Annotated in this window: 25 protein-coding genes and 2 pseudogenes; 17 read left to right on the top strand and 10 right to left on the bottom strand. The window is 69.9% G+C overall.

The window, feature by feature from the left end; translation table 11 throughout:
* Positions 1–72: 72 nt before the first annotated feature.
* Positions 73–450 (bottom strand): hypothetical protein, encoded by a 378-nt coding sequence (locus ACZ7M7_RS24170; RefSeq protein ID WP_472120179.1) that lies wholly within the window; start codon positions 448–450, stop codon positions 73–75.
* Positions 451–468: 18 nt separating this feature from the next.
* Here ACZ7M7_RS24170 and ACZ7M7_RS24165 point away from each other — a divergent pair, with 18 nt between their 5' ends.
* The 8 genes and pseudogenes from ACZ7M7_RS24165 (at position 469) to ACZ7M7_RS24130 (ending at position 8,002) form a co-directional block, all read left to right on the top strand.
* Positions 469–906, top strand: coding sequence for a tetratricopeptide repeat protein (locus ACZ7M7_RS24165; protein WP_472120177.1), 438 nt, complete (start codon positions 469–471; stop codon positions 904–906).
* 14 nt (positions 907–920) lie between these two features.
* Positions 921–1,285, top strand: a pseudogene (locus ACZ7M7_RS24160) (hypothetical protein).
* A gap of 783 nt (positions 1,286–2,068) precedes the next feature.
* Positions 2,069–2,653 carry an ECF RNA polymerase sigma factor SigK gene (gene sigK / locus ACZ7M7_RS24155; RefSeq protein WP_472120175.1) on the top strand — a complete coding sequence of 195 codons (585 nt, stop codon included), beginning with the start codon at positions 2,069–2,071 and terminating at the stop codon, positions 2,651–2,653.
* A complete protein-coding gene (locus ACZ7M7_RS24150) occupies positions 2,650–3,402 on the top strand; it encodes an anti-sigma factor (RefSeq protein ID WP_472120173.1) in 753 nt (250 codons plus the stop codon). Before sigK ends, ACZ7M7_RS24150 begins: the two co-directional genes overlap by 4 nt.
* A gap of 520 nt (positions 3,403–3,922) precedes the next feature.
* Positions 3,923–4,267, top strand: a complete 345-nt coding sequence (locus ACZ7M7_RS24145) for an STAS domain-containing protein (RefSeq protein ID WP_472120171.1) — start codon at positions 3,923–3,925, stop codon at positions 4,265–4,267.
* A gap of 364 nt (positions 4,268–4,631) precedes the next feature.
* Complete coding sequence (locus ACZ7M7_RS24140; RefSeq protein WP_472120169.1) at positions 4,632–6,167, top strand: alanine/glycine:cation symporter family protein; 1,536 nt, start codon at positions 4,632–4,634, stop codon at positions 6,165–6,167.
* Between the two features lie 258 nt (positions 6,168–6,425).
* The gene (gene nhaA, locus ACZ7M7_RS24135; RefSeq protein WP_472120277.1) at positions 6,426–7,724 is read left to right on the top strand and encodes a Na+/H+ antiporter NhaA; all 1,299 of its coding nucleotides are present in this window, start codon (positions 6,426–6,428) and stop codon (positions 7,722–7,724) included.
* Positions 7,725–7,741: 17 nt separating this feature from the next.
* Positions 7,742–8,002 carry a hypothetical protein gene (locus ACZ7M7_RS24130; protein ID WP_472120167.1) on the top strand — a complete coding sequence of 87 codons (261 nt, stop codon included), beginning with the start codon at positions 7,742–7,744 and terminating at the stop codon, positions 8,000–8,002.
* Positions 8,003–8,062: 60 nt separating this feature from the next.
* On the opposite strand, the gene ACZ7M7_RS24125 is transcribed toward ACZ7M7_RS24130, so the two are convergent.
* Positions 8,063–8,491 carry a hypothetical protein gene (locus ACZ7M7_RS24125; protein ID WP_472120165.1) on the bottom strand — a complete coding sequence of 143 codons (429 nt, stop codon included), beginning with the start codon at positions 8,489–8,491 and terminating at the stop codon, positions 8,063–8,065.
* A gap of 242 nt (positions 8,492–8,733) precedes the next feature.
* On the opposite strand from ACZ7M7_RS24125, the gene ACZ7M7_RS24120 reads away from it, so the two are divergent.
* The 6 genes from ACZ7M7_RS24120 (at position 8,734) to ACZ7M7_RS24095 (ending at position 14,738) form a co-directional block, all read left to right on the top strand.
* Positions 8,734–9,792, top strand: a complete 1,059-nt coding sequence (locus ACZ7M7_RS24120) for a PucR family transcriptional regulator (protein WP_472120163.1) — start codon at positions 8,734–8,736, stop codon at positions 9,790–9,792.
* A gap of 73 nt (positions 9,793–9,865) precedes the next feature.
* A complete protein-coding gene (locus ACZ7M7_RS24115; RefSeq protein ID WP_472120161.1) occupies positions 9,866–10,828 on the top strand; it encodes a DUF389 domain-containing protein in 963 nt (320 codons plus the stop codon).
* 258 nt (positions 10,829–11,086) lie between these two features.
* On the top strand, positions 11,087–11,839 hold the full coding sequence (locus ACZ7M7_RS24110; RefSeq protein WP_472120159.1) for a class I SAM-dependent methyltransferase: 753 nt from the start codon (positions 11,087–11,089) through the stop codon (positions 11,837–11,839).
* A 739-nt stretch (positions 11,840–12,578) separates the two neighbouring features.
* Positions 12,579–13,910, top strand: coding sequence for a hypothetical protein (locus tag ACZ7M7_RS24105; protein ID WP_472120157.1), 1,332 nt, complete (start codon positions 12,579–12,581; stop codon positions 13,908–13,910).
* Between the two features lie 30 nt (positions 13,911–13,940).
* Entirely contained in the window at positions 13,941–14,405 is a 465-nt protein-coding gene (locus ACZ7M7_RS24100) for an SRPBCC family protein (RefSeq protein WP_472120155.1), read from the top strand.
* 3 nt (positions 14,406–14,408) lie between these two features.
* Entirely contained in the window at positions 14,409–14,738 is a 330-nt protein-coding gene (locus ACZ7M7_RS24095; RefSeq protein WP_472120153.1) for a TfoX/Sxy family protein, read from the top strand.
* A gap of 185 nt (positions 14,739–14,923) precedes the next feature.
* On the opposite strand, the pseudogene ACZ7M7_RS24090 reads toward ACZ7M7_RS24095, so the two are convergent.
* Positions 14,924–15,148 (bottom strand): annotated as a pseudogene (locus tag ACZ7M7_RS24090) (RNA polymerase sigma factor); the annotation flags it as partial.
* A 263-nt stretch (positions 15,149–15,411) separates the two neighbouring features.
* Between ACZ7M7_RS24090 and ACZ7M7_RS24085 the strand changes: the two are divergent.
* From ACZ7M7_RS24085 to ACZ7M7_RS24075, 3 genes are all read left to right on the top strand, one after another.
* Positions 15,412–17,010, top strand: coding sequence for a sulfite oxidase (locus ACZ7M7_RS24085; protein ID WP_472120151.1), 1,599 nt, complete (start codon positions 15,412–15,414; stop codon positions 17,008–17,010).
* A 71-nt stretch (positions 17,011–17,081) separates the two neighbouring features.
* Positions 17,082–17,735 (top strand): fasciclin domain-containing protein, encoded by a 654-nt coding sequence (locus ACZ7M7_RS24080; protein WP_472120149.1) that lies wholly within the window; start codon positions 17,082–17,084, stop codon positions 17,733–17,735.
* A gap of 241 nt (positions 17,736–17,976) precedes the next feature.
* The gene (locus ACZ7M7_RS24075; protein WP_472120147.1) at positions 17,977–18,825 is read left to right on the top strand and encodes a DUF4394 domain-containing protein; all 849 of its coding nucleotides are present in this window, start codon (positions 17,977–17,979) and stop codon (positions 18,823–18,825) included.
* Positions 18,826–18,832: 7 nt separating this feature from the next.
* Here ACZ7M7_RS24075 and ACZ7M7_RS24070 read toward each other — a convergent pair whose 3' ends face one another.
* Genes ACZ7M7_RS24070 through ACZ7M7_RS24040 form a run of 7 tightly spaced genes read right to left on the bottom strand, consistent with a single transcriptional unit; the run spans position 18,833 to position 25,363 of the window.
* Positions 18,833–19,210, bottom strand: a complete 378-nt coding sequence (locus ACZ7M7_RS24070; protein ID WP_472120145.1) for a hypothetical protein — start codon at positions 19,208–19,210, stop codon at positions 18,833–18,835.
* A gap of 48 nt (positions 19,211–19,258) precedes the next feature.
* Complete coding sequence (locus ACZ7M7_RS24065) at positions 19,259–19,978, bottom strand: alpha/beta hydrolase (RefSeq protein ID WP_472120143.1); 720 nt, start codon at positions 19,976–19,978, stop codon at positions 19,259–19,261.
* 10 nt (positions 19,979–19,988) lie between these two features.
* On the bottom strand, positions 19,989–20,792 hold the full coding sequence (locus tag ACZ7M7_RS24060; protein WP_472120141.1) for a DUF1295 domain-containing protein: 804 nt from the start codon (positions 20,790–20,792) through the stop codon (positions 19,989–19,991).
* Positions 20,789–22,093 (bottom strand): class I SAM-dependent methyltransferase, encoded by a 1,305-nt coding sequence (locus tag ACZ7M7_RS24055; protein ID WP_472120139.1) that lies wholly within the window; start codon positions 22,091–22,093, stop codon positions 20,789–20,791. The genes ACZ7M7_RS24060 and ACZ7M7_RS24055 overlap by 4 nt, the downstream gene beginning before the upstream one ends.
* Entirely contained in the window at positions 22,090–23,364 is a 1,275-nt protein-coding gene (locus ACZ7M7_RS24050; protein WP_472120137.1) for a class I SAM-dependent methyltransferase, read from the bottom strand. Before ACZ7M7_RS24050 ends, ACZ7M7_RS24055 begins: the two co-directional genes overlap by 4 nt.
* Positions 23,361–24,095: a DUF1365 domain-containing protein gene (locus tag ACZ7M7_RS24045; RefSeq protein WP_472120136.1), complete on the bottom strand. Its 735-nt coding sequence runs from the start codon at positions 24,093–24,095 to the stop codon at positions 23,361–23,363. Before ACZ7M7_RS24045 ends, ACZ7M7_RS24050 begins: the two co-directional genes overlap by 4 nt.
* Positions 24,092–25,363, bottom strand: a complete 1,272-nt coding sequence (locus ACZ7M7_RS24040; RefSeq protein ID WP_472120275.1) for an NAD(P)/FAD-dependent oxidoreductase — start codon at positions 25,361–25,363, stop codon at positions 24,092–24,094. The genes ACZ7M7_RS24045 and ACZ7M7_RS24040 overlap by 4 nt, the downstream gene beginning before the upstream one ends.
* Between the last annotated feature and the right edge of the window lie 569 nt (positions 25,364–25,932).

Here is a 25,932-nt window from a genome sequence, read left to right as displayed (position 1 = left end):
AGGCGCCGTGCTCGCTTCTGGTCGGGAGGGGTTGCTCCGGGGCGGCGCGCGGGCAGATCGGTGGGGGCTTCGCTAGCCATCGGCCTCGTCCTTCTTCTCTTGCGTCTCGCGGTAGACGTCGGCGAATCGCCGGGTGAGCAGTCCGAGTTCGCGCATGTACTGGTAGGCGCCGAAGTGGGTGGACTCCGCCGTCGGCCGGCGCGTCAGGTCAAGGACCCGGTAGCCCTCCTGGAACAGCGCCTGCACGACGGGGTCCTCCTCGAAGCCGAGGTCTTCGCCCATCAGCGCTCTTAGGTGACCGACCAGGTCCCGGGTCGTCGCGTCGATCACCGAGCGCTCGGGCATCGCGAGCCCCACGGCGAGTGCCGTCTCCACGGACTCGTCGACCCCGTCCATGAGGACCGGGAACTGCGCCGAGTCGGACGGTGTCGTGGCGCTCTGCGTACCCATGACCGCACCTCTTCTCCGGTGTCCACCGTTGTCGTTGCTGTCAACGTCCAGGAAACCGGCCCGCGTTGGCGCAGACCACCGGCGTCTGCGGGGCACTGCTGGGACACTTCTGGGACTCTCTCAGAGGAACGCGGCGCCCGCTACCTCCAACTCGGGCGCCTGGACCTCGCCGAGAGAGCCCTAACCGCCGCTCTCGGCCAGGACGTTCTCGCCTCGGGCCAGTCCTTCCGGCGCCGCGGCGCCGTCCTGACCGACCTCGCCTCCATCGGCGCCAAGCGCCAGGACCCGGACTATGTCCTCACCTACGGTCGCGAGGCACTGCGCCTCGCCCGGCAAACTTCCTCCGGCTACGTCGCCCGTAGACTCCAGAGGTTGCAAACCGAGCTCGGCCCTCTCGGCCGCGACGCTCGCGTGGTCGAACTGGGCGCCGAAATCGACGCACTGTGCACGACGTGACGTGAGGGGAAGGCATGTCGCAGTCCGAGGGCGCACGACTGTTCCGCGAGGCTTGGATCACCGGGGTACGCAAGCACTTCCCCGGCGAACCCAAGCCCGGCTACGTCACCCCCTGGGAGGAAACCCGGAGTGGGAACGGCAGGCCGCCGGCGCAGTCCACGACCAGGTGCGACAGTTCCTCGACCTCAGCGACCGCCACGCCTCCCGCCTCACTCGCGAACAGAAGAGCCGCTTCGTCGCCACCTGCTGGACCGCCCAGATGTACCGGCACTTCGAGGACCCAAAGCCCGGCTATGTCGCGGACTGGCCCGACCTGCCCGACTGGCAGAAGGAGACCGACGCCGACATCTTCGAGGTCATCGAGGACGCCGCGAATTAGCCGCAGACCCACTGGCGGGACGCCTTGACGCACGAGCATCTCGCCATCTGCGATGGATACAGGAAACCCGTCGTTGATGGCGAGGGCAGTCTCTGGGGCGACATGACGGAAGTCGACCAGGCAACGGTCAACAGACGTGCTTGGGAACAGCTCGAAAGCGAACAGCTGGGGCCCGGACCTCATGACCCACGCGGAACCTGCCCGCTGGCAAGTCCACCACGTGGCCTGTGACCCTGCCCTCGACGCCAATGCGTACACGATCGAAGTCCACCGATGCCGAACCTGGGCGGACCTCGTCTTGTGGACGGCCCATCTCATGGGCAAGGCGTGGCTCTCAGACACAGACTGGGGACCTGCTCGAAGCAGTGGACCAGTCCGCAGGCAACTGAGCGACCCACTCGATCGAGAGCCCCCACATCCGCGAAAGTCTGCCGAAGAGGGAACGGGGCGGACAACCAGCGACGATGCCAACCTCTTCGTGGTCGAGTGGCGCGGAGGCGCCGCCGAGCACCTTGCGGACTTCGACTAAGGGCCATGAGCCCAAGCGGACGTACTGTCGCTTGTGGGACGACAGTGGGACGGGACCACTGTCAGTCAGGACTATGCGGCCCACCACTCGGCGGGTATTGCGGGGAAAGGTCGTCCGCCTCGAGTGCGTCGAGCCCACACCAGACCCCGTGCGGGTTGGGTTGGCCACCTGCGAATTCATCTCCCCCGCAACCAATCCACGGTCTCGACAGGAACGGATTACGCCCGGACATGTCCCGACCACGGAGGCCCTCGGTGAAGGAAGCAGTGCATATCGGCAGAAGCCCATCGGCTGGGCCTGGCCTGCAGGAACTGGTCAGCCGGGTGGCACTGGGCGACGAGGAGGCGTTCTCGGGCGTCTATGACGCGGTCGCCGGTGGGGTGCTGGGAGTCGTGCGTGCCGTTGTACGGGATCAGGCGCAGTCGGAGGAGGTGGTCCAGGAGGTGCTGGTGGAGGTGTGGCGGACCGCCCCGCGCTATCGGCCCGAGCGTGGCACGGCCATGAACTGGATCCTCACGCTGGCACACCGCCGGGCCGTGGACCGGGTGCGATCGGTGGAGGCCGCGGCCGCCCGGGATCACAAGGCCGCACTGCTGGACCAGGTGCCCGAATACGACGACGTGGTCGAGCACGTCGAGGCTCGCCTGGAGCGGGAACAGGTGCGGCGCTGTTTGCGCACACTGACCGAGATCCAGCGCCAGGCCGTCACCCTGGCGTACTACAGGGGGCTGACCTACCGAGAGGTTGCGGAGGCGCTGGCGCTGCCGCTGGGCACCGTCAAGACCCGCCTGCGTGACGGACTCATCCGGCTGCGAGACTGCCTGGGGGTGACCGCGTGACGACCACCGATCTGCACCGGATGACGGGGGCCTACGCGTTGCATGCCGTGTCCGACGAAGAGAGCGCCGCGTTCGAGCGCCACCTCACGGGGTGTGAGGCGTGCGCGCAGGAGACGGCCGAACTGCGCGCGTCCGCCGCCCGCCTGGGACTCGCTGTCGCCAGGACGCCGACACCCGAGACGCGCGAGCAGGTGCTGCGGCGGATCCGCACCGTCAGGCAGGAGACACCGAGCGCGCCGGCCAAGGCCTCTCGTGGCCGGTACGGGCTGCGGGCCCGGGTGATGTCGCGGTGGGTGCTCGCGGCCTGCCTCGCTGCCGCCGCGGCGCTGGGCGGCACGGCCGTCTGGCAGCACCAGCAGGCGCAGGAGGCCCGCGATGAGGCGCGCCGTGCCGCGCAGGAGACGGACCGGATCGCCGCCGTGCTGACCGCACCGGATGCCAGGACGCGTGCCTCCGAACTCACCGGCGAGGCCACCGGAATCGTCGTGGTCTCCCCCAGCCGGGACCAGGCCGTCTTCGCCGTTTCCGGCATGACCGCTCCCCCGAGTGGCAAGGTCTACCAGCTGTGGTTCGACGACGACGGCACCATGCGGTCAGCCGGTGTCATGGATTCCGGCCGTAGCAACCAGACCGTCCTCATGCAGGGCGCCGTCGACGGGGCGTCGGGCATGGGCATCACAGTCGAACCCAGCGGAGGCTCGAAGCATCCCACCTCCGCTCCGATTGCCCTGATGAGCTTTCCCGGCTGAATTGCCCGGCCCTGCCCCCCCGGGGTCACAGGGAGCAGCTACTGATCGTCTTGCGCTCATCCCGATTCATCCTCGTACCCCGGGCCCACGCTTCACGCGCGTCGGGACGGGTCGGCTCCGTTGCCCGTCCCAGCGAACCCCGGCACGGCTTCGTGCGGCCACTCGAGAAGCAGGTGGCCCGGGCTCTCGCTCCCGGTCGCCTGGTCGGCACGGCCGGTGTGCTGGCGGGAGCTGGGCCCGATATGTCCTCGGCCACCCGTCTGCGCAGGTTCGGGATCATGCCCGTCGCGATGGGAAGGGCAGGTGGATGCCGCGTCCGTGGGATGCGCGGCGTGATGGGGCGCTGGGCTTCGAGCAACCAAGACCTCATGGCCGGCGCCTGCGCAGCTTATGGGCAGCGTCCCGCCATCTGACCGCCGGACGCAGGAAAGGCGACCTGCCGGACAGCTCGGTACGCTGCGGCCAGGTGTGCCGGGAAGCCTGGTCGGCGAAGACTGGCCCTGCCATCACGGAGTTCTCGATGCGCATCTTCCGCTCGCGCCGCCGCGCACAGCCTGAAGCCCAGGGCACGCACGCTCACCGCGTGGTCCTGCTGCACGGGTCTTTGGACGGTCGTAGCGCCGAAGCGACAGGTCGGCGCCTGGTCCGGCTGGCCGATGCCGGGCCGGAGGTTCTGGAAGTCGATCTCGCCGACGTGAAGTACCTCAGCCCGGACGGATGCGCGGCACTCTTCATGGCGCTCCGCGCCGCGAGAGCGCACGGTACGCGGCTGACCATCACGCATGCGGACGAACGAGCGCGATCCGTCATGCGGCAGATCGGCCTCTCCCGCGCCCTGTCGGCCGGAACGAGGGGCGACCGGTAGACCGTGGTACCGCGTCACGATCTCCTCACACAGAGGTATGTGTCCGATGAACGGACTTTCCTTCTCGGATAACGGTCTGATTTCGCCACCTGGCGCTTTTGCGATGCCCGCCGGATAAGTGATCCGCGTCACTAAAGATCTGGCAAAGGCCGTGGTAGAACGTCGCAACTCCGCAGGCGGCGTGCCCCCCTCGCTGCTGCGCGGAGCGCCGGCGTGCGCGCCGGCGACAGGCCAGGGCCGTGACGTTCCGAGTCCGCGGACACGTCATCCCAGGTCGCCGATCGGACAACGGCGTTCGCTCAAAGACCGCACTTCCTCCGGCGCAGGTTTCTGCGCCGGTCCCCGCGCCACCGAGGTAGCCATAGTGTCACTCGACTCCATCACCACGTCCGTCGACGAAGCAGTCAGCGGATTCTTCGAGCCCATAGCCACATGGCTCGGGGAAGTCGTCTTCTACACGGTCCCCGTAGGAGGGGCCGACCTTCCCTTGATCGTCGCCTGGCTCGTGGTCGCGGGTCTCGTCTTCACCGGCTGGTTCGGGTTCGTCCAGTTCCGCAAGTTCAGACTCGCCTTCGACGTGGTGCGCGGGAAGTACGACGAGAAGGGGTCGACCGGCGAGGTCAACCACTTCCAGGCCCTGACCGCGGCCGTCTCCGGCACCGTCGGCCTCGGCAACATCGCCGGTGTGGCCGTCGCCGTGTCCATCGGCGGTGCCGGTGCCACGTTCTGGATGATCCTGTGCGGCCTGCTCGGCATGGCCACCAAGTTCGTCGAGGTGACCCTTGGCGTGAAGTACCGCGAGGTGCACGCCGACGGCACCGTCTCCGGCGGTCCGATGCACTACCTGCCCAAGGGACTCGCAGAGCGCTTCGGCAGCGGCGGCGCCAAGTTCGGCAAGGTGCTCGCCGTCCTCGCCTCGATCATGGTCCTCTTCTTCGGCCTGTTCGGCGGCAACCTGTTCCAGACCAACCAGAGCTACGCGCAGGTCGCCTCGACCTTCGGCGGCGAGGACGGCTTCCTGTCCTCCTCCGCCGGCGCCGTCCTCTTCGGCCTGGTCGTCGCCGCGCTGGTCGGTCTCGTGCTGCTCGGCGGCATCCGCTCCATCGCCTCGGTCACCAGCAAGTTGGTGCCCGCGATGGCCGGCATCTACGTGGTGGCCTGCCTGGTCGTCATCCTGGTCAACGTCACCCACGTGCCGGACGCCTTCCAGACCATCGTGCAGGGCGCCTTCGAGGCCGACGGCGTCGCGGGCGGTGTGATCGGTGCCCTGATCATCGGTTTCCAGCGCGCCGCGTTCTCCAACGAAGCCGGTCTCGGCTCCGCACCGATCGCCCACTCCGCGGTCAAGACCAACCACCCCGCGAGCGAGGGTCTGGTCGCGCTGCTGGAGCCGTTCATCGACACGGTCGTCATCTGCACCATGACCGCGCTGACCATCGTCATCGCCAACCCGGCCAGCTGGGGCGAGGCCCGCGAGGGCGAGAGCATCGGCGGCGTCGTCATCACCTCCGACGCCTTCGAGACCGTGCTGCCCTGGTTCCCGGCCGTACTCACGGTCGCGGTGCTGCTGTTCGCCTTCTCCACGATCCTGACCTGGGGCTACTACGGCCTCAAGGCCTGGTCGTACCTGTTCGGCAAGAGCAAGACCAGCGAGACCGTCTTCAAGGTCGTCTGGAGCCTGTTCGTGGTCCTGGGCGCCCTGATGTCCCTCGACTCGCTGATCAGCCTCGCCGACTCCGCGCTCTTCATGCTGTCGGTCTTCAACATCATCGGCCTCTACCTCCTCGCCCCGGTCGTCAAGCGCGAGCTCAACTCCTTCCTGGAGTTCGTCCGCGCCCGCAAGGCCGGCGAGATCGCCGACGGCGACGATGACCAGGAGTCGGTGAAGACCACCGTCTGACCGCCCCCGCGGCCCGGCTCCTGAGCGGGCCCGTGCTCACCTCGCGCCTTGGTGACCACGGGCCCGCTCGTCATGCCCGAGAACGGTGTTTCCGCAGGTGAACGGGCCCCTGGCGAAACGGAATGACGCCGGTTAGGGTGTTAAGAACGCGTCAACACGCAGCCCGCAGGGGCTTGCGACCGGCGCGCGGTGTGCCGGGAAGTCTGGTCGGCGTCAGGGGCTCGTATGCCCAAAAGACGATCCCCGGAGGACTCCTTCATGGCTGCCGCGCCGCGCGAACGTTCCCCCTTTCTCGGCCTCCTGCCGCTGCCCGAGCGCACGGCCATCGCCCAGGCCCTGAGGACGGAGACCGTCGGCGGGCTGGTCCTGCTCGGGGCGGCCGTGGTGGCGCTGGTGTGGGCGAACACTCCATGGTCCGACGCCTACGAGCGCATCCGCGACTTCCACTTCGGCATACCGGCGCTCGGCTTGGACCTCTCCATCGGGCACTGGACCGCTGACGGCCTGCTCACGCTCTTCTTCCTCGTGGCCGGCATCGAGCTCAAGCGCGAACTGGTCGTGGGTGAGCTCCGCACTCCCGCCACCGCCGCCCTGCCGGTCATCGCCGCCTTTTCGGGCATGGCCGTCCCCGCCGCGTTCTACGCGATCACCGCGTCCGCGGGAGGTGGCAGCCTGGACGGCTGGGCCGTGCCCATGGCCACCGACATCGCCTTCGCGCTGGCCGTACTCGCGGTCCTCAGCACACACCTGCCCGCAGCGCTGCGCGCCTTCCTGCTCACCCTCGCCGTCGTCGACGACCTCGGCGGCATCCTCGTCATCGCCGTCTTCTTCACCAGCGACCTCAACTTCGCGGCACTCGGCGGCGCGTTCGCGGGCCTCGTCCTGTTCTACCTGCTCCAGCGCTTCCGCGTCCGCGGATGGTGGTGGTACGCCCCGCTCGGGCTCACGATCTGGGCGCTGATGTACAACGGCGGCGTCCACGCCACCGTCGCCGGCGTGGCCATGGGCCTCATCCTGCGCACCACCCGCGACAAGGGCGAGGACCGCTCTCCCGGCGAACGCACCTCCCACCTCCTGCACCCGGTCTCGGCAGGGGTCGCGGTCCCCCTCTTCGCGCTCTTCGCCGCCGGTGTCAGCGTCTCCGCCGCGTCACTGACCGACGTGTTCACCAAGCCCGAACCGCTCGGCGTGGTACTCGGACTCGTGCTCGGCAAGACGGTCGGGATATTCGCCGGAACCTACCTGGCCGCCCGCTTCACCCGCGCCCGGCTCAACCCGGAACTGGCCTGGGCCGACGTCTTCGCCCTCTCGGCACTGGCCGGGATCGGCTTCACCGTCGCCCTGCTGATCGGCGAACTCGCCTTCCCCGACCCGGCGGCCGCCGGACCCGTGAAGGCCGCGGTCCTCATCGGCTCGCTGACCGCGGCAGCGCTGGCGGCCATGCTCGTCAAGCGCCGCAACGGCGTCTACCGGCGCCTGTACGAGGAGGAGAACCGCGACGACGACCACGACGGCATCCCCGACATCTACCAAGTCGACGCCACCACCCAACGCTGACCGGAGAGGAGATAAGCGTGGAACCTTCACTCGCCACAGCGCTGGCCATCGCCGCCGTCCTGGTCATCAAGACCGCGGTGCTGGAGCGGCGGGACCCCGGCAGCGCCCGGCGGGAGTGGGCCTTTGTCACCGACGGGGTCGCACTGGGCGGCGGTGCGCTGACCGCTGTTGCCGTAGGCGCCTTGGGCTGGAGGTACGGAGAGTACGGGGCAGTGGCGTGGGCCCTGCTCGCCGGACTCCTGGTCGCCCAATTGATGGGCCGGCGTTCCACGCGCTGACGTACCGCGTGTGTTCCCTGCACGCCGCAGCGCGGGGGCGCGGCCCGGTGGCGCCGAGCCTCAGGCTGCGTGGCCCATGTGGCCCCGGTCCCGGTTCTCTGTCCGGTCAAGGCCGGACGGACCGGGTTCATCGGGGAAGAGACGGTACAGGGACCGCACGATCAGGCGAGTCATCCGCCATGCGGCGAGCAGTGCCAGGACGGGCACGACCATACGCAGCAGTCCGGTGGCGAGTCCGGGGGACGTGAACACGACCAGGACGAGAGTCCCGCCGACACTCAGGGACCAGGCCAGAACTGTCAGCGAGGAGATGGCGAGCGTCACCGGGACACCACCCATTCCCCACCCGCTAAGGTCCAGATCCGCGTCGAAGCCCTGGGTGTTCGTGAAGCCCACGGCGACCAGGACCCAGAAGCACACCACCACGACGAGGGCGGCCGTCAGCACGATCGTCGGCAGGCCGGTGGCGACCGCCAGAAACATCCGCATGGCTTGTCCCCCTCCTTTGCCCGCGGCGCTAGTCAGCCGTGTTCGGTAGCGCATCGCGGGCTCCGGTGCCGGACACCTGCCGGTGTCCGGCACCGGAATCCCCCGTAGTGCTCCCCACGAGCCATGGTGCACGGCGCTCACCCGGCTTCGCATTGCCGGATTCCGGCAGCGTTCACTAGGGTCTGCATGCCGGTGAGCCGCTAAGAAACCGTCATCGGCACGTTAAGAACCCCGGGAGTGACGTGACGGAGCGGGAGATTCCAGAGCACTATCTGGAGGGCTATGCCCAGATCCTGGCCGACGTCTCGGCCACCGGCCGGCGCCTCACTCGGGAGGAACTGGCCTCCCGCAGGACGCTCGGTGAACAGGCCGCAGACGCCGGCCACGGCCTGCGCGCCCTCATCAGCGCCCACCTGACCGCCGCCCGCGCGGCATGGCCGACCGCTCCCGGCACGACCGACAGCGCTCTGGCGGCAACGCAGCAGGTCATAGACGCCTTCTCCGAGGGCTACGAACGCGCCCAACGCCACGCCGTGCGCCAAGAGGAGGTCGCCCGCCGGGAGTTCATCGACGACCTCCTCTACGGCCGCAGCGACCTGGGTCGCCTCGCCGAACGCGCCGAGCGATTCGGCCTGCGCCTCTCACACGCCCACGCCGTGGCCGTCGCCCAAGGGCCGACCGCCTACGACGACGGCGACAAGATTCCCCAGCAGGTGGAACGTGCCCTCATCTCCCGTTTCGGCGACCGCAACATCCTGCTCACCACCAAGGACGGCCGCCTGCTGTGCATCGCCCCCGGCCACCAGGACGAGGTCCTCGCATATTTCGCCAAGCAGGCCCACGCGACCACAGAAGGCGGCCGGGTCGCCATCGGCCGCGCGCAGCCCGGCCCCGGCGGAGTCGTCCAGTCGTACGAAGAGGCGCTCAACGCCTTGGAATTGGGCGAACGCCTGGGCCTGGAGGACTCGGTCCTTCGTGCCTCCGACCTGCTTGTCTACCCCGTCCTGACCCGCGATCGGCAAGCCATGGCGGATCTCGTGGTGAGCAGCCTCGGCCCGCTCACCACGGCTCGCGGGGGCGCCGAGCCTCTCCTCGACACTCTCACCGCCTACTTCGACTCCGGCTGCGTCGCCGCTGAGGCCGCCCGCCGCCTCTCGCTCAGCGTGCGCGCCCTGACCTACCGACTGGAGCGCATCCACAAACTCACCGGCGCCGATCCCGCTGATCCGGCCCATCGATACATGCTCCAGACCGCGGTGATCGGTGCCCGGCTGCTGGACTGGCCGCACAAGGAACTCTGACACCGGCGGTGCCGCCCGTTGCAGGTGTCAGAAGGAGTACGCAAGCTCGGCAGCAACGGGCACAATGCGGGGCGTGCTGCATGTACGAGTGATCAGCCCCGCCCACCGGACGGCAAAGGTGCACCAGATCGCCCTGGAGTGTCCGGGCGCCGCCAATGTCGTGAAGTTCCTCGGCGCTGCCTCATCGCCTGAGGGCGACGTGGTCGAGTTCAGTCTCACCAGGGAAGCCGCCAACGCGGTGCTCGACCAGTTGCAAGAACTCGGACTAAGGGACAGCGGCTCGATCACCGTCGAGCAGATCGACCTCTCCATCTCGGCAGCGGCAGAGAAAGCCGAGGAGGCCGCCCCAGGCGATCCCCAGGACGCCGTAGTCTGGGATGAGTTGGCTGCCCGTGTCACCGCGGATACTCGGTTGAGCTGGTCCTACCTCGCGTTTCTGGCACTGGCCACACAAATTGCCGGCATCGGTGTGCTGTTGGACCAACCGATTCTGATCGTTGGCGCGATGGTGCTCGGTCCGGAGTTCGGCCCGGTGGCCGCTTTGTGCTTCGGCATATTGCGGCGCCGACCCTCTCTGATGGGCGCCGCTGTGCGCGCGCTGGCGGTCGGCTTCGCGGTCGCGATCGCTGTGACTGCAGCGTGCGCCGGCGTGAGCCGCCTCCTTGGTTGGATCACGCCGGCGATGCTGGACAACAGGCCGATGACGGAGTTCATCGCGCATCCCGACCGCTGGTCCTTCATCGTGGCGCTCCTGGCAGGCATCGCCGGGATCCTGTCGTTGACCGCGGGCAAGTCCTCCGCGCTGGTCGGAGTCTTCATCTCCGTCACGACCGTACCGGCGGCGGGCAACATCGCCGTTGCGATCCCCTTGGCGCACTGGGGAGAGGTAGGTGCGTCACTCAACCAGCTCGGCGTGAACCTCGCAGGCATGATCATCGCCGGTATCCTCACGCTGCTCGTTCAACGGCTGCTCTGGGCGCGTTTCGGCCTGCGCATCGCGTCCGCCCCCGGAAGGCAGTCCGCGTCGAGCCCCTGACTCCGAGCCCCGGCAGTCGTCGAGGAGCAGCACCCCACCACGGGCACCCGCGTACGACTTTTGCATCCCTCGGACTTGTATCGGTCCCGCTTCCAGGCCGCCTCCAGCGGGCGGCGCCAGTTGCGCCGATGTCCGCGTTTCGTGAGGAGCGCAGCCCGATATGCGCGGCTTCCTTCGTAGGGTGTGAGCCGTGACCACCGACCCGGATCAAGGGAAGTTCACGGCCCGGCCGCCCCGGTTCCGGGCGGCTACGCGCCGGTGACCATCCCGCCCCCGGCCTGGGCAGCCGCCGACCCGTACGCCACCGCTCTGCGCGCCGGCCGTGGCCCGCTGTTCCTGCGTCGCGCCGACGGCTGGCTGCTGCCGCTCGACGTCGAACGCTGGTGCGCACACGCCGACCCGGTCGATCTGGACGTACTGGACCGGTGCGAGGGTGCCGTGCTCGATGTCGGCTGCGGCCCCGGGCGCCTGGTCGCGGCACTCGCGGCCCGTGGCCGGACCGCCCTCGGCATCGACGTCAGCGAGGCCGCCGTCCACCACGCCGTACGGCTGGGGGGTGAGGCGCTGCGGCGCTCCGTCTTCGACCCCCTGCCTGGCGAGGGACGATGGGACAGCGTCCTGCTCATGGACGGCAGCATCGGCATCGGCGGCGATCCACGCGCCCTGCTGGACCGGGTGGCCGGGCTCCTCTCCCCCGGCGGCCTGTTGATCGCCGAGACCGCGCCGGTGGACGTCGACGAGCGCGTCGAGGTGCAGGTCGTCGACGTCGTAGACAGTCCCGAGTCCGACGGCGCGTTCCTCTGGGCACGGCTCGGCACCCCGGCCCTGCTGCGGCACGCCCGCCGCACACGGTGGGCTGCCGTCGGTCACTGGACGGCCGGCGGCCGCTGCTTCCTCGCCCTGCGCAGCCGCAGCGCCAGCAGCAGCGCCGAGCCGGCGAAGAGCACCGCGGTGATCAGCAGCCATCGGGCGAGGAAGCCGTCCGAAGACAGTCCGGTTCCCAACTGGTAGCGCCCCTCCACCTTTCCGCTGATCAGCGGGAACCACACGAGCAGGAGCAGCCCGGACAACGCCGCCGGGACACGGACGTACATCACCCACTCCCGGTGGCCTGCCGCGTCGAGCCCTCGTATGACGGCCCGGTCGGCCATCGCGTACAGCGGCAGCAGGACGAGGTCGTGCAGCAGCGCCGCTCCCACGAACCACACCGTCACGCCGAACCAGTCGTCGGCGAGGAGGCGAACGCCCGCATAACCGGCGAGGGCGAACGAGGCGGCGAGCAGCACGAGTTGGAAGGGACTGCCGACGGGGATCCGCGGTAGGCGCATCAGAGGTCTCCGAACGCCTTGGTCGGCAGCAACGGGATCAGGGTGATGCCGGGGAGGACGTGGACGCCTAGTTGAGTCGGTGCAGCCAGGCCGGGCCTGTGGGCCAGGGGAGGAGGGGAAAGCCCAGGATCCCCTTGTCGAGAGTCTGGTTATTCATGCGCGAGGTTCGGGTTGTGGACGGCGCAGGACACCAGCCCGGTCACGAACAGCACCGCGATCTTGCCAGCAGGACGACGCCGAGCGCCGGGGTCGGCCACAGGCCGCGCAGGGGGTGCGCCAGAGGCCCGGCGAGGACGGTGACCGCGTCATGGCTCTACCGTAGATCCAGCACACCCCGCAAACGGGCCCGCGACCCACGTCGACACGCTGACATCCGGCCCGGACGGCCGTATCTGGCAGATCTCCCGGCCTAGCGTTCGGATGTGACCCGCCCCTTCCGACGCGATCTGTACGCCGCCCTGGCCGCCGCTCTCCTCGTCACGGCGGCTGTCCTGGTCGGACGGCACATCCAGCACTCCCGCCACACTCTGTTCGTCAAGTGGCCACCACTGCTTGCCACTTGGGACCCGCACATCGGCCCCGGCACCCCAGCAGCCCTGGTCGTGGGGGCAGCCGGTGTCGTGTACGGCCCCGTCCTCGCCGCACGGCTGCCCTGGCGCGCCCTGCTCGCGACGGCCTGGGCGACGGCAACGGCCTGGATCGCCTCTCTCGCCCTGATCGACGGCTGGCAGCGCGGCATCGCGGGCCGTCTTACCGCCCGACACGAATACCTCCAGGTCATCGACCGCTTCGACGACATCCCGGCCACCATTCGGGACTTCACCGACCACATCCTCGTGGGAGCACCGGACAACTGGCCCGCCCACGTCGCCGGGCACCCTCCGGCAGCGCCCCTCACGTTCGTGCTCCTCGACCGGATGGGCCTGCGGGGCGGGGGGTGGGCCGGGGTTTGGTGCGTCGTGGTCGGCGCGACGGCATGTGTGGCCGTGCTGATCGCGGTACGGGCGCTGGTCGGTGAGAGCCTCGCGCGACGAGCGGCGCCCTTCCTGGTCCTGGCTCCGGCCGCGGTGTGGATGGGCGCCTCGGCTGACGCGTATTTCGCGGCGGTCGGGGCGTGGGCCGTGGCGCTGCTGGCGCTCGCGGTCAGCGGACGGTCGTCGTGGTGGGCGGCAGCAGCCGGCCTACTGTTCGGGCTCACCTGCTACCTCTCGTACGGCCTCGCGCTCCTCGCGGTGATCGGCGCGGCGGTCCTGCTGCTGGGCCGACATCGTCTGCGAGAACGGCCCGTGCTGCTCGCGGCGCTGATCGCCGGTCTGGCCGTGGTGCCTGTGGCCTTCACCCTCGCCGGGTTCGACTGGTGGGAGGCGTACCACCTCCTGGTCAGGCGCTACTACCAGGGCGTGGGGGGCATCCGCCCCTACGGCTACTGGGTGTGGGCGAACCTCGCCTGCGCCGTCCTGATCATGGGTCTGGCGACGGCAGCGGGGTTGCGGCGGACGGGTGCCGTGCTGGTTCGGCATCGCACCGAACCGCCCGGCCATGTCGCCCTCGCCATTCTCGTGTCCGCGGCCCTCTTGGCCCTCCTGGTGGCCGACCTCTCCGGCATGAGCAAGGCCGAGACCGAACGCATCTGGCTCCCCTTCGCGGTGTGGCTTCTGCCTGCCTGCGCGTTCCTCACCCGACCCCGCGTCTGGCTCACCGCCCAGGCCGTACTCACCCTCCTCCTCAACCATCTGCTGCTCACCGGGTGGTGACGCCGGGTGGTAGCGAGGAAGGTGGAGTTCATGACGATCGACGTGACGGCAGAGCGGGTCGTCCCACTGCCGCGCGAGCGGGTGGCCGCATACGCCATGGACTGGCGGTACGACGCCGAGTGGACCCAGGGAATCCGCATGGCCGAGCTGACAAGAGAGGCGGACGGCGGGGGTTTCGGCGCTGGGGCCGAGGTCACCCGAACGGCGCACTTTCTGGGTCGACGCATCGACTATGTGCTGCGGGTCGCCGCGTACGATCCGCCCGGCTTGCTGGACATGGTCTCGGTGGCGGGCCCGATGCCGATGCACGTCACGTACAGCTTCGAGCCCCGCCCTGACGGCACCCTGGCCCGCATCCGTGTCCGAGGCGGAGAGGGCGGCTTCTACCGGCTCGCCGCCCCGCTGCTCGCACGCCAGGTGCGGGGCAACCTCGTCAAGGACCTCCGGGATCTGGAAGCACGCCTCATGGAGCAAGGGGAAGTAGAACAGGGGTGAGACGTGGCATACGACGAAGGACTTGCCGAGCGGATCCGGGAACGGCTGAGCTCGGACCCGGAGATCAGCGAGAAGCGCATGTTCGGAGGGCTGGCCTTCTTGTACCGCGGCAACATGGCCGTGGGCGTCACGGGCAACGACCTCATGGTCAGAGTCGGCCCGGAGGCGACGGACGCGGCACTGGCACGACCGGGGGCGCGGATCTTCGACATGACCGGTCGTCCGATGCGCGGCTGGGTCGTTGTGGACGGCTCCGCGGTAGCGGAGGACGAGGCGCTCGGCGCCTGGGTGGAGGAGGGATGCACCTTCGCGGCGAGCCTGCCGCCCAAGTGAAGCCGCAGCGTGCATGTAGGACATGTGAGGCCGCCGCGCCACACCGGTAACGATGCCCAATGGCGTTCGTTGTTGACCACGCAGAGTCCCTGACCAGCGGGCCGGGGCGCGGTGTGCACGGCGACCATTCCCTCTCCGTCATCTCCAGGGGGCCTGCCGGCCGACCGCGCAGGCAGCAAGTTCAAGCAGCGGTTGGCAGCGATCCTGAACAACCAGCCGAAGGAAGCGCCCCCCTGAAACGCCGACGGCCACGGCCAGGCTCCGATGGGGCCGTCCTGTGCGACGTCCTGGAACCAGTGGCAGGTCCCGGGCAGGCTCCTGGCCAGCCGGATCAGCACAGGAACGTGGCCTGCACGAGCATGGCGAAGGCGTCCTCGTCTCCTTCGCGGTGCGGACGAGCGGCAGGACATCGGCCGTATCGTCCCGCCCGCCGGCCTCCGGCGGTGCGCCCCGTGTTTCGGACTGGCGCCACCTCGTAACTCCTCCCGGTCTTTCGCGGGTTGGACATTGCCAAGCCGTCCCTGTTACGGAGCAGGGTTCCGCACGGCGGCTGCAGAAATTGACAACTTTCCTTTCATCCGTAGCAGCAGCGGGCCCGGATTGGTCGGAGAAGGCAATTCATTCGATCGTGGGTACGGCCAATCCACCCGGGCTCCGGGACCGGATTCCCCACGTGACCGAGAGCGAGAAGGAACGCCGGACAAGGCCTGGCCTGTCAGCGCTGGGCGCCCTCAGCGGTGTGCTGGCGGGTTTCGCGGCGCTTGCGTCGGCCGAGGCTTTGGCCGGGGCATTGCGCCCGCAGTCAGGTCCCGTCGTCGCGGTCGGCGGTGCGGCGATCGACCGGACGCCCGCCGCCGTGAAGGACTGGGCGATCCGCAATTTCGGGACGGACGACAAGCTCGTTCTCCAGCTCGGAATTCTCGCGGTGCTGACTGCTTTCGCACTGCTGCTGGGAGTTGCCGCTTTGTGGTTCCGGCGGACCGCGGCGTCGGGTGTGCTGCTGTTCGGTGCGGTCGGCGCCCTCGCGGCGACGAGCAGGCCCGACTCGACGGGTGTGCTGGATGCTCTGCCCTCCCTGGCGGGCGCCGTGGCCGGGGCCGCACTGCTGTACATCCTCGCGGGCCGCCTCCCCTCCCGACGCCCGGCCACGACCGCGAAGGGTGCGACGCCTTCCGGTGTTCAGTGGGACCGGCGCGGGTTCGTCGTCATGGCGGCTGCTGCCGCTGCTGCGTCGGCCGGGGCCGGGGCGCTGGGCCGGTCTCTGAGCGGCTCCAACCGCCGGGACGCGGTGGCCTCCCGCCAAAACATCGTGCTGCCCCCTCCCGCCTCCGCGGCCGAACCGATACCCCGGGGCGCCCAGCTGCGGATCCGCGAGGTCAGCTCCTTCACCACGCCGAACAGCTCCTTCTACCGGGTCGACACCGCGCTGGTCGTGCCGAAGGTGGACGCCACCACCTGGCGGCTGCGCATCCACGGCAAGGGCGTCTCCCGGCCACTCGTGTTGTCGTTCGACGACCTGTTGCGGCGTGAGCTGGTCGAGCGGGACATCACGCTCACGTGCGTGTCGAACGAGGTCGGTGGCCCGTACGTGGGCAACGCCCGCTGGATCGGCGTGCGACTGGCCGAGTTGCTGTCCGAGTGCGGGGTACGGCCCCCGTCGAAGGGCGGCCCGGCCGACCAGCTTGTGGCCCGCTCGGTGGACGGCATGACCATCGGCAGCCCCGTCGAGGACGTCATGGACGGCCGCGACGCACTCCTCGCCCTGGGCATGAACGGTGAGCCGCTGCCCTTCGCTCACGGCTTCCCCGTCCGCATGGTCGTACCCGGCCTTTACGGCTTCGTCTCCGCCTGCAAGTGGATCGAGGACCTCGAGCTCACCACGTTCGACGCCTACGACCCCTACTGGGTCAAGCGCGACTGGGCCCGCAAGGCACCCATCAAGACCCAGGCACGCATCGACACCCCCAAGCCCTTCGCACGTCCCCGCACCGGGACGGTGATGGTCGCCGGTGTCGCCTGGGCCCAGCACCGCGGCATCGACAAGGTCGAGGTCCGCGTCGACGACGGCCCCTGGCAGGAGGCCCGGCTCGCCGCCGAGGACTCTCGCGACACCTGGCGCCAGTGGTCCTTCCCCTGGCAGGCCGCCAAAGGCAGCCACACCCTCACCGTGCGCGCCACCGACCGCACCGGCCGTGTGCAGACCGAGAAGCGCACCCGCACCATCCCCGACGGCGCCAGCGGATGGCACTCCGTGGCCGTGACCGTCGAATGACCCCTCAAGCCACCTTTCCCCATCCCCGTACCGATGCGGCTCCGGCTGCACGACTCAACAGGAGAGACACCATGAACACCCGTATCCGCCGTACCGCCGTCACCCTGGCCGCCGTGGCCGTCGTGCCCCTGGCTCTGAGCGCCTGCTCCGACAGCGGCAGCGACTCAGCCAAGTCCGACTCCTCGCCGAAGGCGTCCGCCTCCGCCTCCGAAGACGGCATGACCGGTTCCGGCAGCAACTCCTCGGCGGACGAGCCCTTCGGAACGGCCTGCTCCTCGGTGCCCGCAAACGGTGCCGGCTCCTTCGACGGCATGGCCAAGGACCCCGTCGCCACCGCCGCCTCCAACAACCCCGCACTGTCCACCCTCGTGACCGCGGTCAAGAAGGCCGGCCTCGTCGACACCCTCAACAACGCTCAGAACATCACCGTGTTCGCGCCGACCAACGATGCCTTCGCCAAGATTCCCAAGGCCACCCTGGACAAGGTGCTCAATGACAAGGCCCAGCTGACGAAGATCCTCACCTACCACGTCGTCGGCCAGAAGCTCACGCCCGCCGACCTGGAGAACGGCTCCTACGACACCCTGGAGAAGTCCAAGCTCACCACCGCCGGCTCCGACGAGTCCTACACCGTCAACGACTCCGCCAAGGTCGTCTGCGGCAACGTCAAGACCGCCAACGCCAACGTCTACATCATCGACACCGTCCTCATGCCCGCCAGTTGACGAGCACTCAGGGCCCGGGCATCGCACACGCGGTGGCCGGGCCCTTTCAGGTTTCCCCGCGTCACGGACCGGCCGACAGGAGTGCATCCGCGCTCCGCCCCAATGAATCACCTGGGGGGTTCTTCGCGGGCCATTCGGGTGGCGCAGGCGACCACTGCCCATCCGCCGCGCATCCAGTGCCGGATTCCCCTCAGAGCCCTCGGTGATTCGGTCCGGGGTACGAGGAAAGAAGGGAACGAAGATGCGCAAAAGCGCAGTTGTGACTGCCGCTGCCATCCTCGCCGCGTCGAGCGCCGCCCCCGTCGCAGCCGCTGAGGCCCCAGCCTCCGCCAGGCACGGTGAGCTGACGTCGGTCGGTCTGACCGCAGATCAGCGTCTCGTCGCTTTCGAGGTGGACGAGCCCGGCGATGTCTGGTCGCTTGGCAAGGTCTCCGGACTGGCCGGAGACGGACGACTCGTGGGAATCGACTTCCGCGTGCAGAACGGGAAACTGTACGGCGTCGGGAACCGGGGCGGCGTCTACACCCTCAACAGGTACGCGAAAGCCAAGAAGGTCTCCCAGCTGACCGTCGCGCTGTCCGGCACCTCGTTCGGCGTGGACTTCAACCCGGCCGCCAACCGGCTCCGCGTCATCTCCGACACCGGGCAGAACCTGCGGCACAACATCGACGACCCCGCCGCCCCGCGCACCACCACCGTCGACGGCACCCTCACCAACCCCACCACCCCGCCCTCCACCGCCAGAGGCGTCACCGGCGCCGCCTACTCCAACAATGACCTCAACGACGCGACCGCGACAACCCTGTTCGACCTCGACACGATGGCCGACAGGGTCTCCCTGCAGTCCCCCGCCAACGCCGGAACCCTCGCCCCCACCGGAAGCCTCGGCGTCAACGCCGCCCTGAACGTCGGCTTCGACATCTACTACGACCGCGCAAGCGGCGGAAACCACGGATTCGCCGCCGTCGGCACGGCCGGTGCCTACCGCCTCTACGGGGTGAACCTGCTGACCGGCAAGGCCACCGACAAGGGCGCCTTCCCCAAGAAGTACCAAGTCACCGACCTGGCCCTCCCGCTCGACCAGAGGTAGCCACGTATCACTGGCATGGCCGGGTGGTCGGCAGGGCGCTGCTCTGCGGGCCCCCGGCGTTGTCCGTGAAGCGGCGCCGGATCGCAGATGTGAGGTTCCGATGGTGTTTGTTCCAGGGCACGGGGCTGCCGTACAGGCGACCGGCTCGGATGATGGTGATCTCGGGGTACGTCAGCCGCAGACGGGGGACGACCCCCTCGGCCGAGGCACGATCCCGCATTTCGGCGGTGGTGACCTGGACCATCAGCAGCCGGCCCCGAGTGTCGACGACGAGATGCCGTTCGCGGCCGTTGATCTCTTTGCCTGGGTGATCATCGCGGGGGTTCTGCCCGACGGTCGATGCCACTTTGACTGACTCGGCGTTGGTGACTGCTGCCGCAGCCATCGGCCCCTTGTCCCCCAGGGACACGGAGGTGCGCCGGGCGCCGGGCGGTCAGAGTACGGGGAAGTCCGTTGTTCCATAGGAGCCTTCGGGCAGTGGATCCGGCGTACCGTCCGGGTCGAGCAAGTGGGCGACGACAGCCGAGGCCGTGTGGTGCCACAGGCGGGCGCGGCGCAGCATTGCGTGGTCGCCGCCCCCGACGACGGCCAGCCCCGCGCGTACTGCCGTGACCCGCGCTCGGCGCAGGTAGTCGGCCGTCTCGGCCAGTGAGGTGACACGATCCCGGTCGCCGTGCAACGCCACCAATTGCCGCCCCTTCAATTGCTCCACCGGCTCGCCGACAGGCCACCACGGCGCGAGGCCCACCACGCCCCGCACGTGTGGATGGCGGGCTGCGTGCAGCGCGGCGCGGCCTCCCATGGAGTGGCCCAGCAGCACCACGGGAACGGAGCCCGCGAGCTCGGTCAGTTCCCGCAGCGCCAGAAGGGTGTCCCGTACCGGGTCGGCAGCGTCGCCGTTCCAGCCCCGCAGCCGGTCGCGGACCCGGGCGACCAGGACGTCCTGCCCCCGGAGCACGGCGGAGACCGACCGCGCGACGGGGACCATGCGGAGCGCTGCCGGCTGCCAGGGCCGGGCGGGGCTGTAGCTCACCTCGCGGCCGCCCGGCAGCACAAGTACGGCTGCCCTGGGCCGGGGCGGGCACGACACGGGGAGCAGCACGCTCGCGTGCGGCTGGGCCGTGATCACGTCCTTCTCGCACGGTTCCGTCATGTCAGGACCGTCACCTCTGCTTCGGTGGGCGGGGGAAGAAGCCGCTGGTGCGCGCCGCGTACTCGGCGTAGCCGGGCCGCTCGGCCATGTGCCGTTCCAGCAGCCGCTTTCCGCTGCCCCGGGTCAGCAGCAGGCTCATCACCACCGGGGACACGAAGGACACCGCGGCCGCCGCCGGGGAGTCGCACGCCAGGAGGAACAGGCCCCACCAGACGCAGAAGTCCCCGAAGTAGTTGGGGTGCCGGGTCCAGGCCCATAGCCCGCGGTCCATGATCCTGCCTCGGTGGGCGGGATCGGCCCTGAACCGGGCGAGCTGGGCGTCCCCGACCGCCTCGAAGCCGAGGCCGACCGCCCACAGCGCCACACCGGCCCAGTCGAGGACCGACGGCGACCCGGAAACGTACTGCGCAGCCTGGACAGGCAGGGACACCAGCCAGACCAGGATGCCCTGCAACAGATAGACCATCCGCAGGGCGTGGGCGTTCCTATTGCCGGGCGCCTTGGCCAGCATGGCCTCATAGCGCGGGTCCTCGCCGTGCCCCCGGCCCCGGCGGGCAATGTGCACGGCGAGACGCAGCCCCCACACGGCCGTCAGGACGGTCACCAGCAGCCGTCGTACGGGGTCCCCCTCCCCGGCGGAGGCAGCGAAGGTCACCACGGCCACGGCGGTGAAGCCAATCCCCCAGGCCACGTCGACGATACGGTGCACACCCGCGCGCACCGCGCTGGCGAAGGTCACCAGCATGACCGCAAGAGCAGCGGCGGCGGCCCAGGCGAGGTTGAGCGCGAACGCGTTCCAGGGGAAGCCGTTCACAGTCCCTCATACCACTGGTGCGTGGTTGGCGGCATGCCGCTGACGCCCCCGGGTCCGGGCCGTACGCTCAGGATCTGGTCGACTCCCATCCGGCCCTCCTCGAACGCCAGCGCCCCGCCGGCCAGGTACAGCCGCCACACCCGGGCGGTCTCCTCGCCGACCAGCGCGGCGAACGACTCCCAGCGCTCTTCCAGGGTGCGGTACCAGGCGCCGACGGTGCGGACGTAGTGCTCGCGCAGCGACTCGGTGTGCCGAACCTCCAAGCCCGCACTCTCCAACAGGCCGACCGTCTCGCCCAGCGGCCGCATGTGCATGTCGGGCGCGATGTACGCCTCGATGAACGGCCCGCCGCCGGGCGCGTCACGGCCACGCGACATCTGCTGCACCAGTACCCGCCCGCCCGGCTTGACGAGCCGGTGCAGGGCGCCGGCGAAAGCCGGGTACTCGGCGTCGCCGACGTGCTCGCCCATCTCGATCGTGGCGACAGCGTCGTACCCGCCGCCCTCGATGTCCCGGTAGTCGCGGCACTCCACCTCCACCAGATCGGTCAGACCGCGCGTCCGCACCCGCTCGCGCACGTACGCCGCCTGTTCCCGGGCCAGCGTGATCGCCGTGACCCGGACCCGGTGCCGTTCGGCCGCGTGCAGGGTGAGCGAGCCCCACCCGCAGCCGATGTCCAGCAGCCGGGCCCCCGGCATGAGAGCGAGCTTGCGGCAGACCAGCTCGAGTTTGGCCCGCTGGGCGTCGGCGGGCCCGAATCTGGGGTCCTCGCTCGCCCAGTAGCCGCAGGAGTAGGCCATCGTGTCGTCGAGGAGCAAGCGGTAGAAGTCGTTGGACAGGTCGTAGTGGTGGCTGATCGCCGCCCGGTCGCGAGCCTTGCTGTGCAGGCCGCCGCGCAGCCGGGCCTGGGACGCGGGGGCGGGCGGGGGCGGCCCCATCGCGCCGAGCCGAACGGCTGTGGCGAGAGCGCGGGCGCGGTCTGCGGGCGTGAACCGGGGCGGGCGCCGGGCCCGGTCCCGCTGGGCGGTCCACACCGTCCGCAGCCCCTGGGCCAGGTCGCCGTCGACATCGATTTCGCCGGTGACGTATGCCTGCGCCAGGCCCAACTCCCCGGGCTGCCACAGCAGTCGGCGCAGGGCGTGCCGGGAGCGAAGGACGACGACGGGCACGTCGGCCGGGCCGGTCTCGCTGCCGTCCCAGGCGCGCAGGCGCACCGGCAGGGGGCCGCCGAGGACGCCCTGGACCAGGGCCGCGAGCTGGTGTGCGGCGCCCCGCCGGACTGTGGTGGGTGCGGTACTCATCGGGCGGGGTTCTCCTTGGTGAACAGGTACTGCTGGACGTCGAGATAGCCGGAGCGGAACCCTGCTTCGGAGTAGGCCAGGTAGAAGGTCCACAGCCGGCGGAACGTCGCGTCGAAGCCGAGCGCCTCGGCCTCGTCGGCGCGTTCGGTGAAGCGCTCCCGCCACAGCCGCAGTGTCTCGGCGTAGTGCGCGCCGAAGCCGTCACGCCGGGCGGGTCGAAGCCGCGTGTGGTCGCGGACCGTCTCCTCGATCGCCCGGGTGGACGGGATGAACCCGCCGGGGAAGACGTACTTGTGGATCCAGGTGAACGTGGAACGGGTGGCGAGCATCCGGTCGTGCGGCATCGTGATGGCCTGAAGCGCCACCCGGCCGCCCGGCGCCAGCCGCGCGTCCAGGGCGCGGAAGTAGACCGGCCAGAACTCCGCGCCGACCGCCTCGATCATCTCCACGCTGACGACGGCGTCGTACTCCCCGCGTGCCTCGCGGTAGTCGCACAACTCGACCGTGACCCGCTCCTGAAGGCCTGCCGCGCGCACCCGCTCAAGGGCCAGCGCCCGCTGTTCCTGCGACAGGGTCAGTGACGTGACGCGGGCACCGCGGGCGGCGGCGCGCAGGGCCAGTTCGCCCCAGCCGGTGCCGATCTCCAGCAGCCGGGTGCCCTCGCCGACGTCAGCCAGGTCGAGCAACCGGTCGATCTTGCGGTGCTGGGCGGCTGCCAACAGGTCCCAACTCGCCGGGAAACCGCGGAAGAGAGCCGAGGAGTAGGAGAGGGTGTCATCGAGGAACAGGGCGAACAGGTCGTTGGACAGATCGTAGTGACGGCTGATGTTGGCCCGCGAGCCGTCCGGTGTGTTGCGCTCGTGGTGCGGGTGCCGCAGCGCCCACAGGCCGCGCAGCCGTTGCAGCGGGACCGGGACCAGTTCCGCGGCGTTCGCGGCGAGCACCGTGAGGACGGCGACCAGGTCGGGCGCGTCCCACTCCCCGGCCATGTAGGACTCGCCGAACCCCACCAGACCGCCGGTGCCGACGCGGGCGTGGAAGGCGGCAGGGTCGCGTACCTCCAGCAGCGGCCCGCCCAGCCCGACGGTGTCCGCGCCCGCGAACCGGGCCCGCACCGGCAGCGCGCGCAGGGCTCGCCGGACGACGGCCTCGGTCATGGTCCTGCGGGGCCATGATGCCCGCGGAGCCGCGGCTATGTCCGGCCAGCGGGCGGGAGACACTGCGGCGGGGGTGCGCCCGTCGGGTGTGGTGTGCTGCTCTGCTGTTCTCACGTCACGTTCTCCGGGGTGCGGTGGTCGTCGGGTCGGGGCCGGACGGGCAGCCCCCGCAGGTAGAGGCGTATGCCGTGGAACCGGATCGCGGCCGACACGGCGAGGGTGGACCAGGGGTGGCGCAGCGCCTGCCGCAGCAGGTGGGGGACGGTCGCCGCACGCCGGCTGCCCCGCACCGTCGCGGTGAAGGCGCGGCCCTCCTCGCGGTCCAGGTGAACGGTGAGGTCGAGCCCGTGACCGGGGCGCGGCAGCCGCATGCGGTAGTGCCCGTCGACAGGGAAGAACGGCGAGACATAGAACGCCTTCTCGGTGCGTGCGCTCCCGGTCTCGTCCGGGCGCAGCAGGTAGCAGTGGCGGCCGCCGTACGTGTTGTGCACCTCGGCGACCACACAGCGCAGGTCGCCCGCAGGACCGTGGCACCAGTACAGGGTGAGGGGGTTGAAGACGTACCCGAAGACGCGGGCGTGGGTGAGCATCAGCACACGCCCGCCGTCCAGTCGTGTGCCGTGCGCGGCGAGGAAGGCGTCCAGACCGGCACGGATCGAGGAGGCCTCGCCGGTGAAGTGGTCACGGGCATCGAACCCGGCGAGCGGCCTCAGCGGGCGCGGGAGCATCGGCGGACTGTCGGGGTCGACGAGCCACATGTACGTGCGGTGGCGCAGCGCGGAGCGCCGGGGCTCGGTCCGTATGTGGGTGATCGTGCAGGAGTAGAGGGCGGGTACGGCGTTCACCAGCGCGCTCCCAGACTCGCGGCGGCCTGGACGCCGGAGCGGCAGCCGTCCTCGTGGAACCCCCAGCCGTGATAGGCGCCCGCGAACACACAGACGGCACTGGCCAGTTCGGGCAAGCACCGTTGCGCGGCCACCGACTCGGGCGTGTAGAGGGGGTGTTCGTAGACCATGCGGGCCAGTACCCGTCCCGGGTCGACGCGGTCCTCGCCGCCCAGAGTGACCACGAACTTCTCAGCGGCATCCAGGCGTTGCAGCCGGTTCATGTCGTAGCTGACCCGCACCCGGTCCACGCCGGCCGAGCACGACGGCATCAGGTAGTTCCAGGAGGCACGAGCCCCGCGCGTGCGCGGCAGCAGCCGGGTGTCGGTGTGCAGGAGCGTGGTGTTGCGCGCATAGCGGAAGGCGCCGAGCACTTCCTGCTCCCGCTCGGTCGGGTCGGCCAGGAGCCGCAGCGCCTGATCCGGGTGGACGGCGATCACCACGGCGTCGTACGACTCCGTGGAGCCGTCCGCGGTGGTGACGTCGGCCCCGTCCGCGTGCCGCCGCACGGTCCGCACGGGCGTGGCGGTACGGACATCATCGATGTGCTTGGCGATCCGGTCGACGTACTCCCGTGAACCTCCGCTGACCGTGCGCCACACCGGTGAGCCGCCGACCGACAGCAACCCGTGGTGTGCCAGGAAGCGGAACAGGTAGGCGGCCGGGTAGCGCTGGGCGGTGGCGGCGTCGCAGGACCACACGGCCGAGACCAGCGGTGTCATGAAGTGGGTACGGAAGTAGGAGGAGAACCCCTCCCGGTCGAGAAACCTGCCCAGCGTCAGTCGGTCCCGTCCGTCGGAAGCCAGCAGCCTGCGGGCTGCCCGGTGGAAGGCGGGCACCTCGGCCAGCAGCCGCAGATAGGGACGGCGCAGCAGGTTGCGGGGCTGGGCGAACAGTCCAGCCGGGCCGCGCGCGCCGGCGTACTCCAGCCCGCACCCCTCGCACCGCACCGACATGCTCATCTCGGATTCCTGTGTGGCGACGCCGAGCTCGTCGAACAGCCGCAGCAGATGCGGGTAGGTGCGCCGGTTGTGCACGATGAATCCGGAATCGACGCGGTGCACCCGCCCGTCGTGCGACGACGTCACCTCGTGGGTGTGCGCGTGTCCGCCGAGCCGGTCGTCGGCCTCATACAGGGTGACGTGACCGCCCAGCCCGAGGACGTACGCGGCGGTCAGTCCCGCGACCCCGGAACCCACAACGGCCGTCCTGCGCCCGAAGCGTGCCATGCGCTCCGGGCTGCAGCGGTCGTCCCACGGCGTCGATGTCATCGTCACTTCTCTCGCTCTCCCGTGATCGGCGTCCCGGTGTAATCCGGAGCAGGTCCGACGGCGGATTGGCGGGCCCTCGGCATCCGCCGAGGCGGGCCGCCCGCATGCCGTTGCATGCGGGCGGACCTTGATTGACTGACTCCTGACGGCCCGAGGAGGCGGGCAAGGGCCGTCGACCTTCGCCCTCGCCCCTTCCAAGCCATACGGATGCAACGGCGCCCGCATGGAGCAGGAGGGCCACTATCAGGACGTCGGAAACGCCCGGTGTGAGCCGACGCTTCTAAGCCGGCATCGCCCACGCGGCCACCGGCAGCGTCGGGGACGCCGCATCAACACTGCTTGGCACCCCGTTTGTCGCCACCGATCACGTGTTCCGATTGAACGGAACATGCATGGAGGCCTTCTCCGGGGTCCACGCCGACCCCTTCACCCACCGCTCTGCGCACCAAGTGGGGTGCGAACACTTGCGACAAGAAGCAGAAGGGCCACGCGTCGAGGCACCAGGACGGGGCTCGGTCCCAGCCATA

Source organism: Streptomyces sp. NPDC111606 (assembly GCF_055656945.1).
This window is presented reverse-complemented; position numbering and strand designations above follow the sequence as displayed.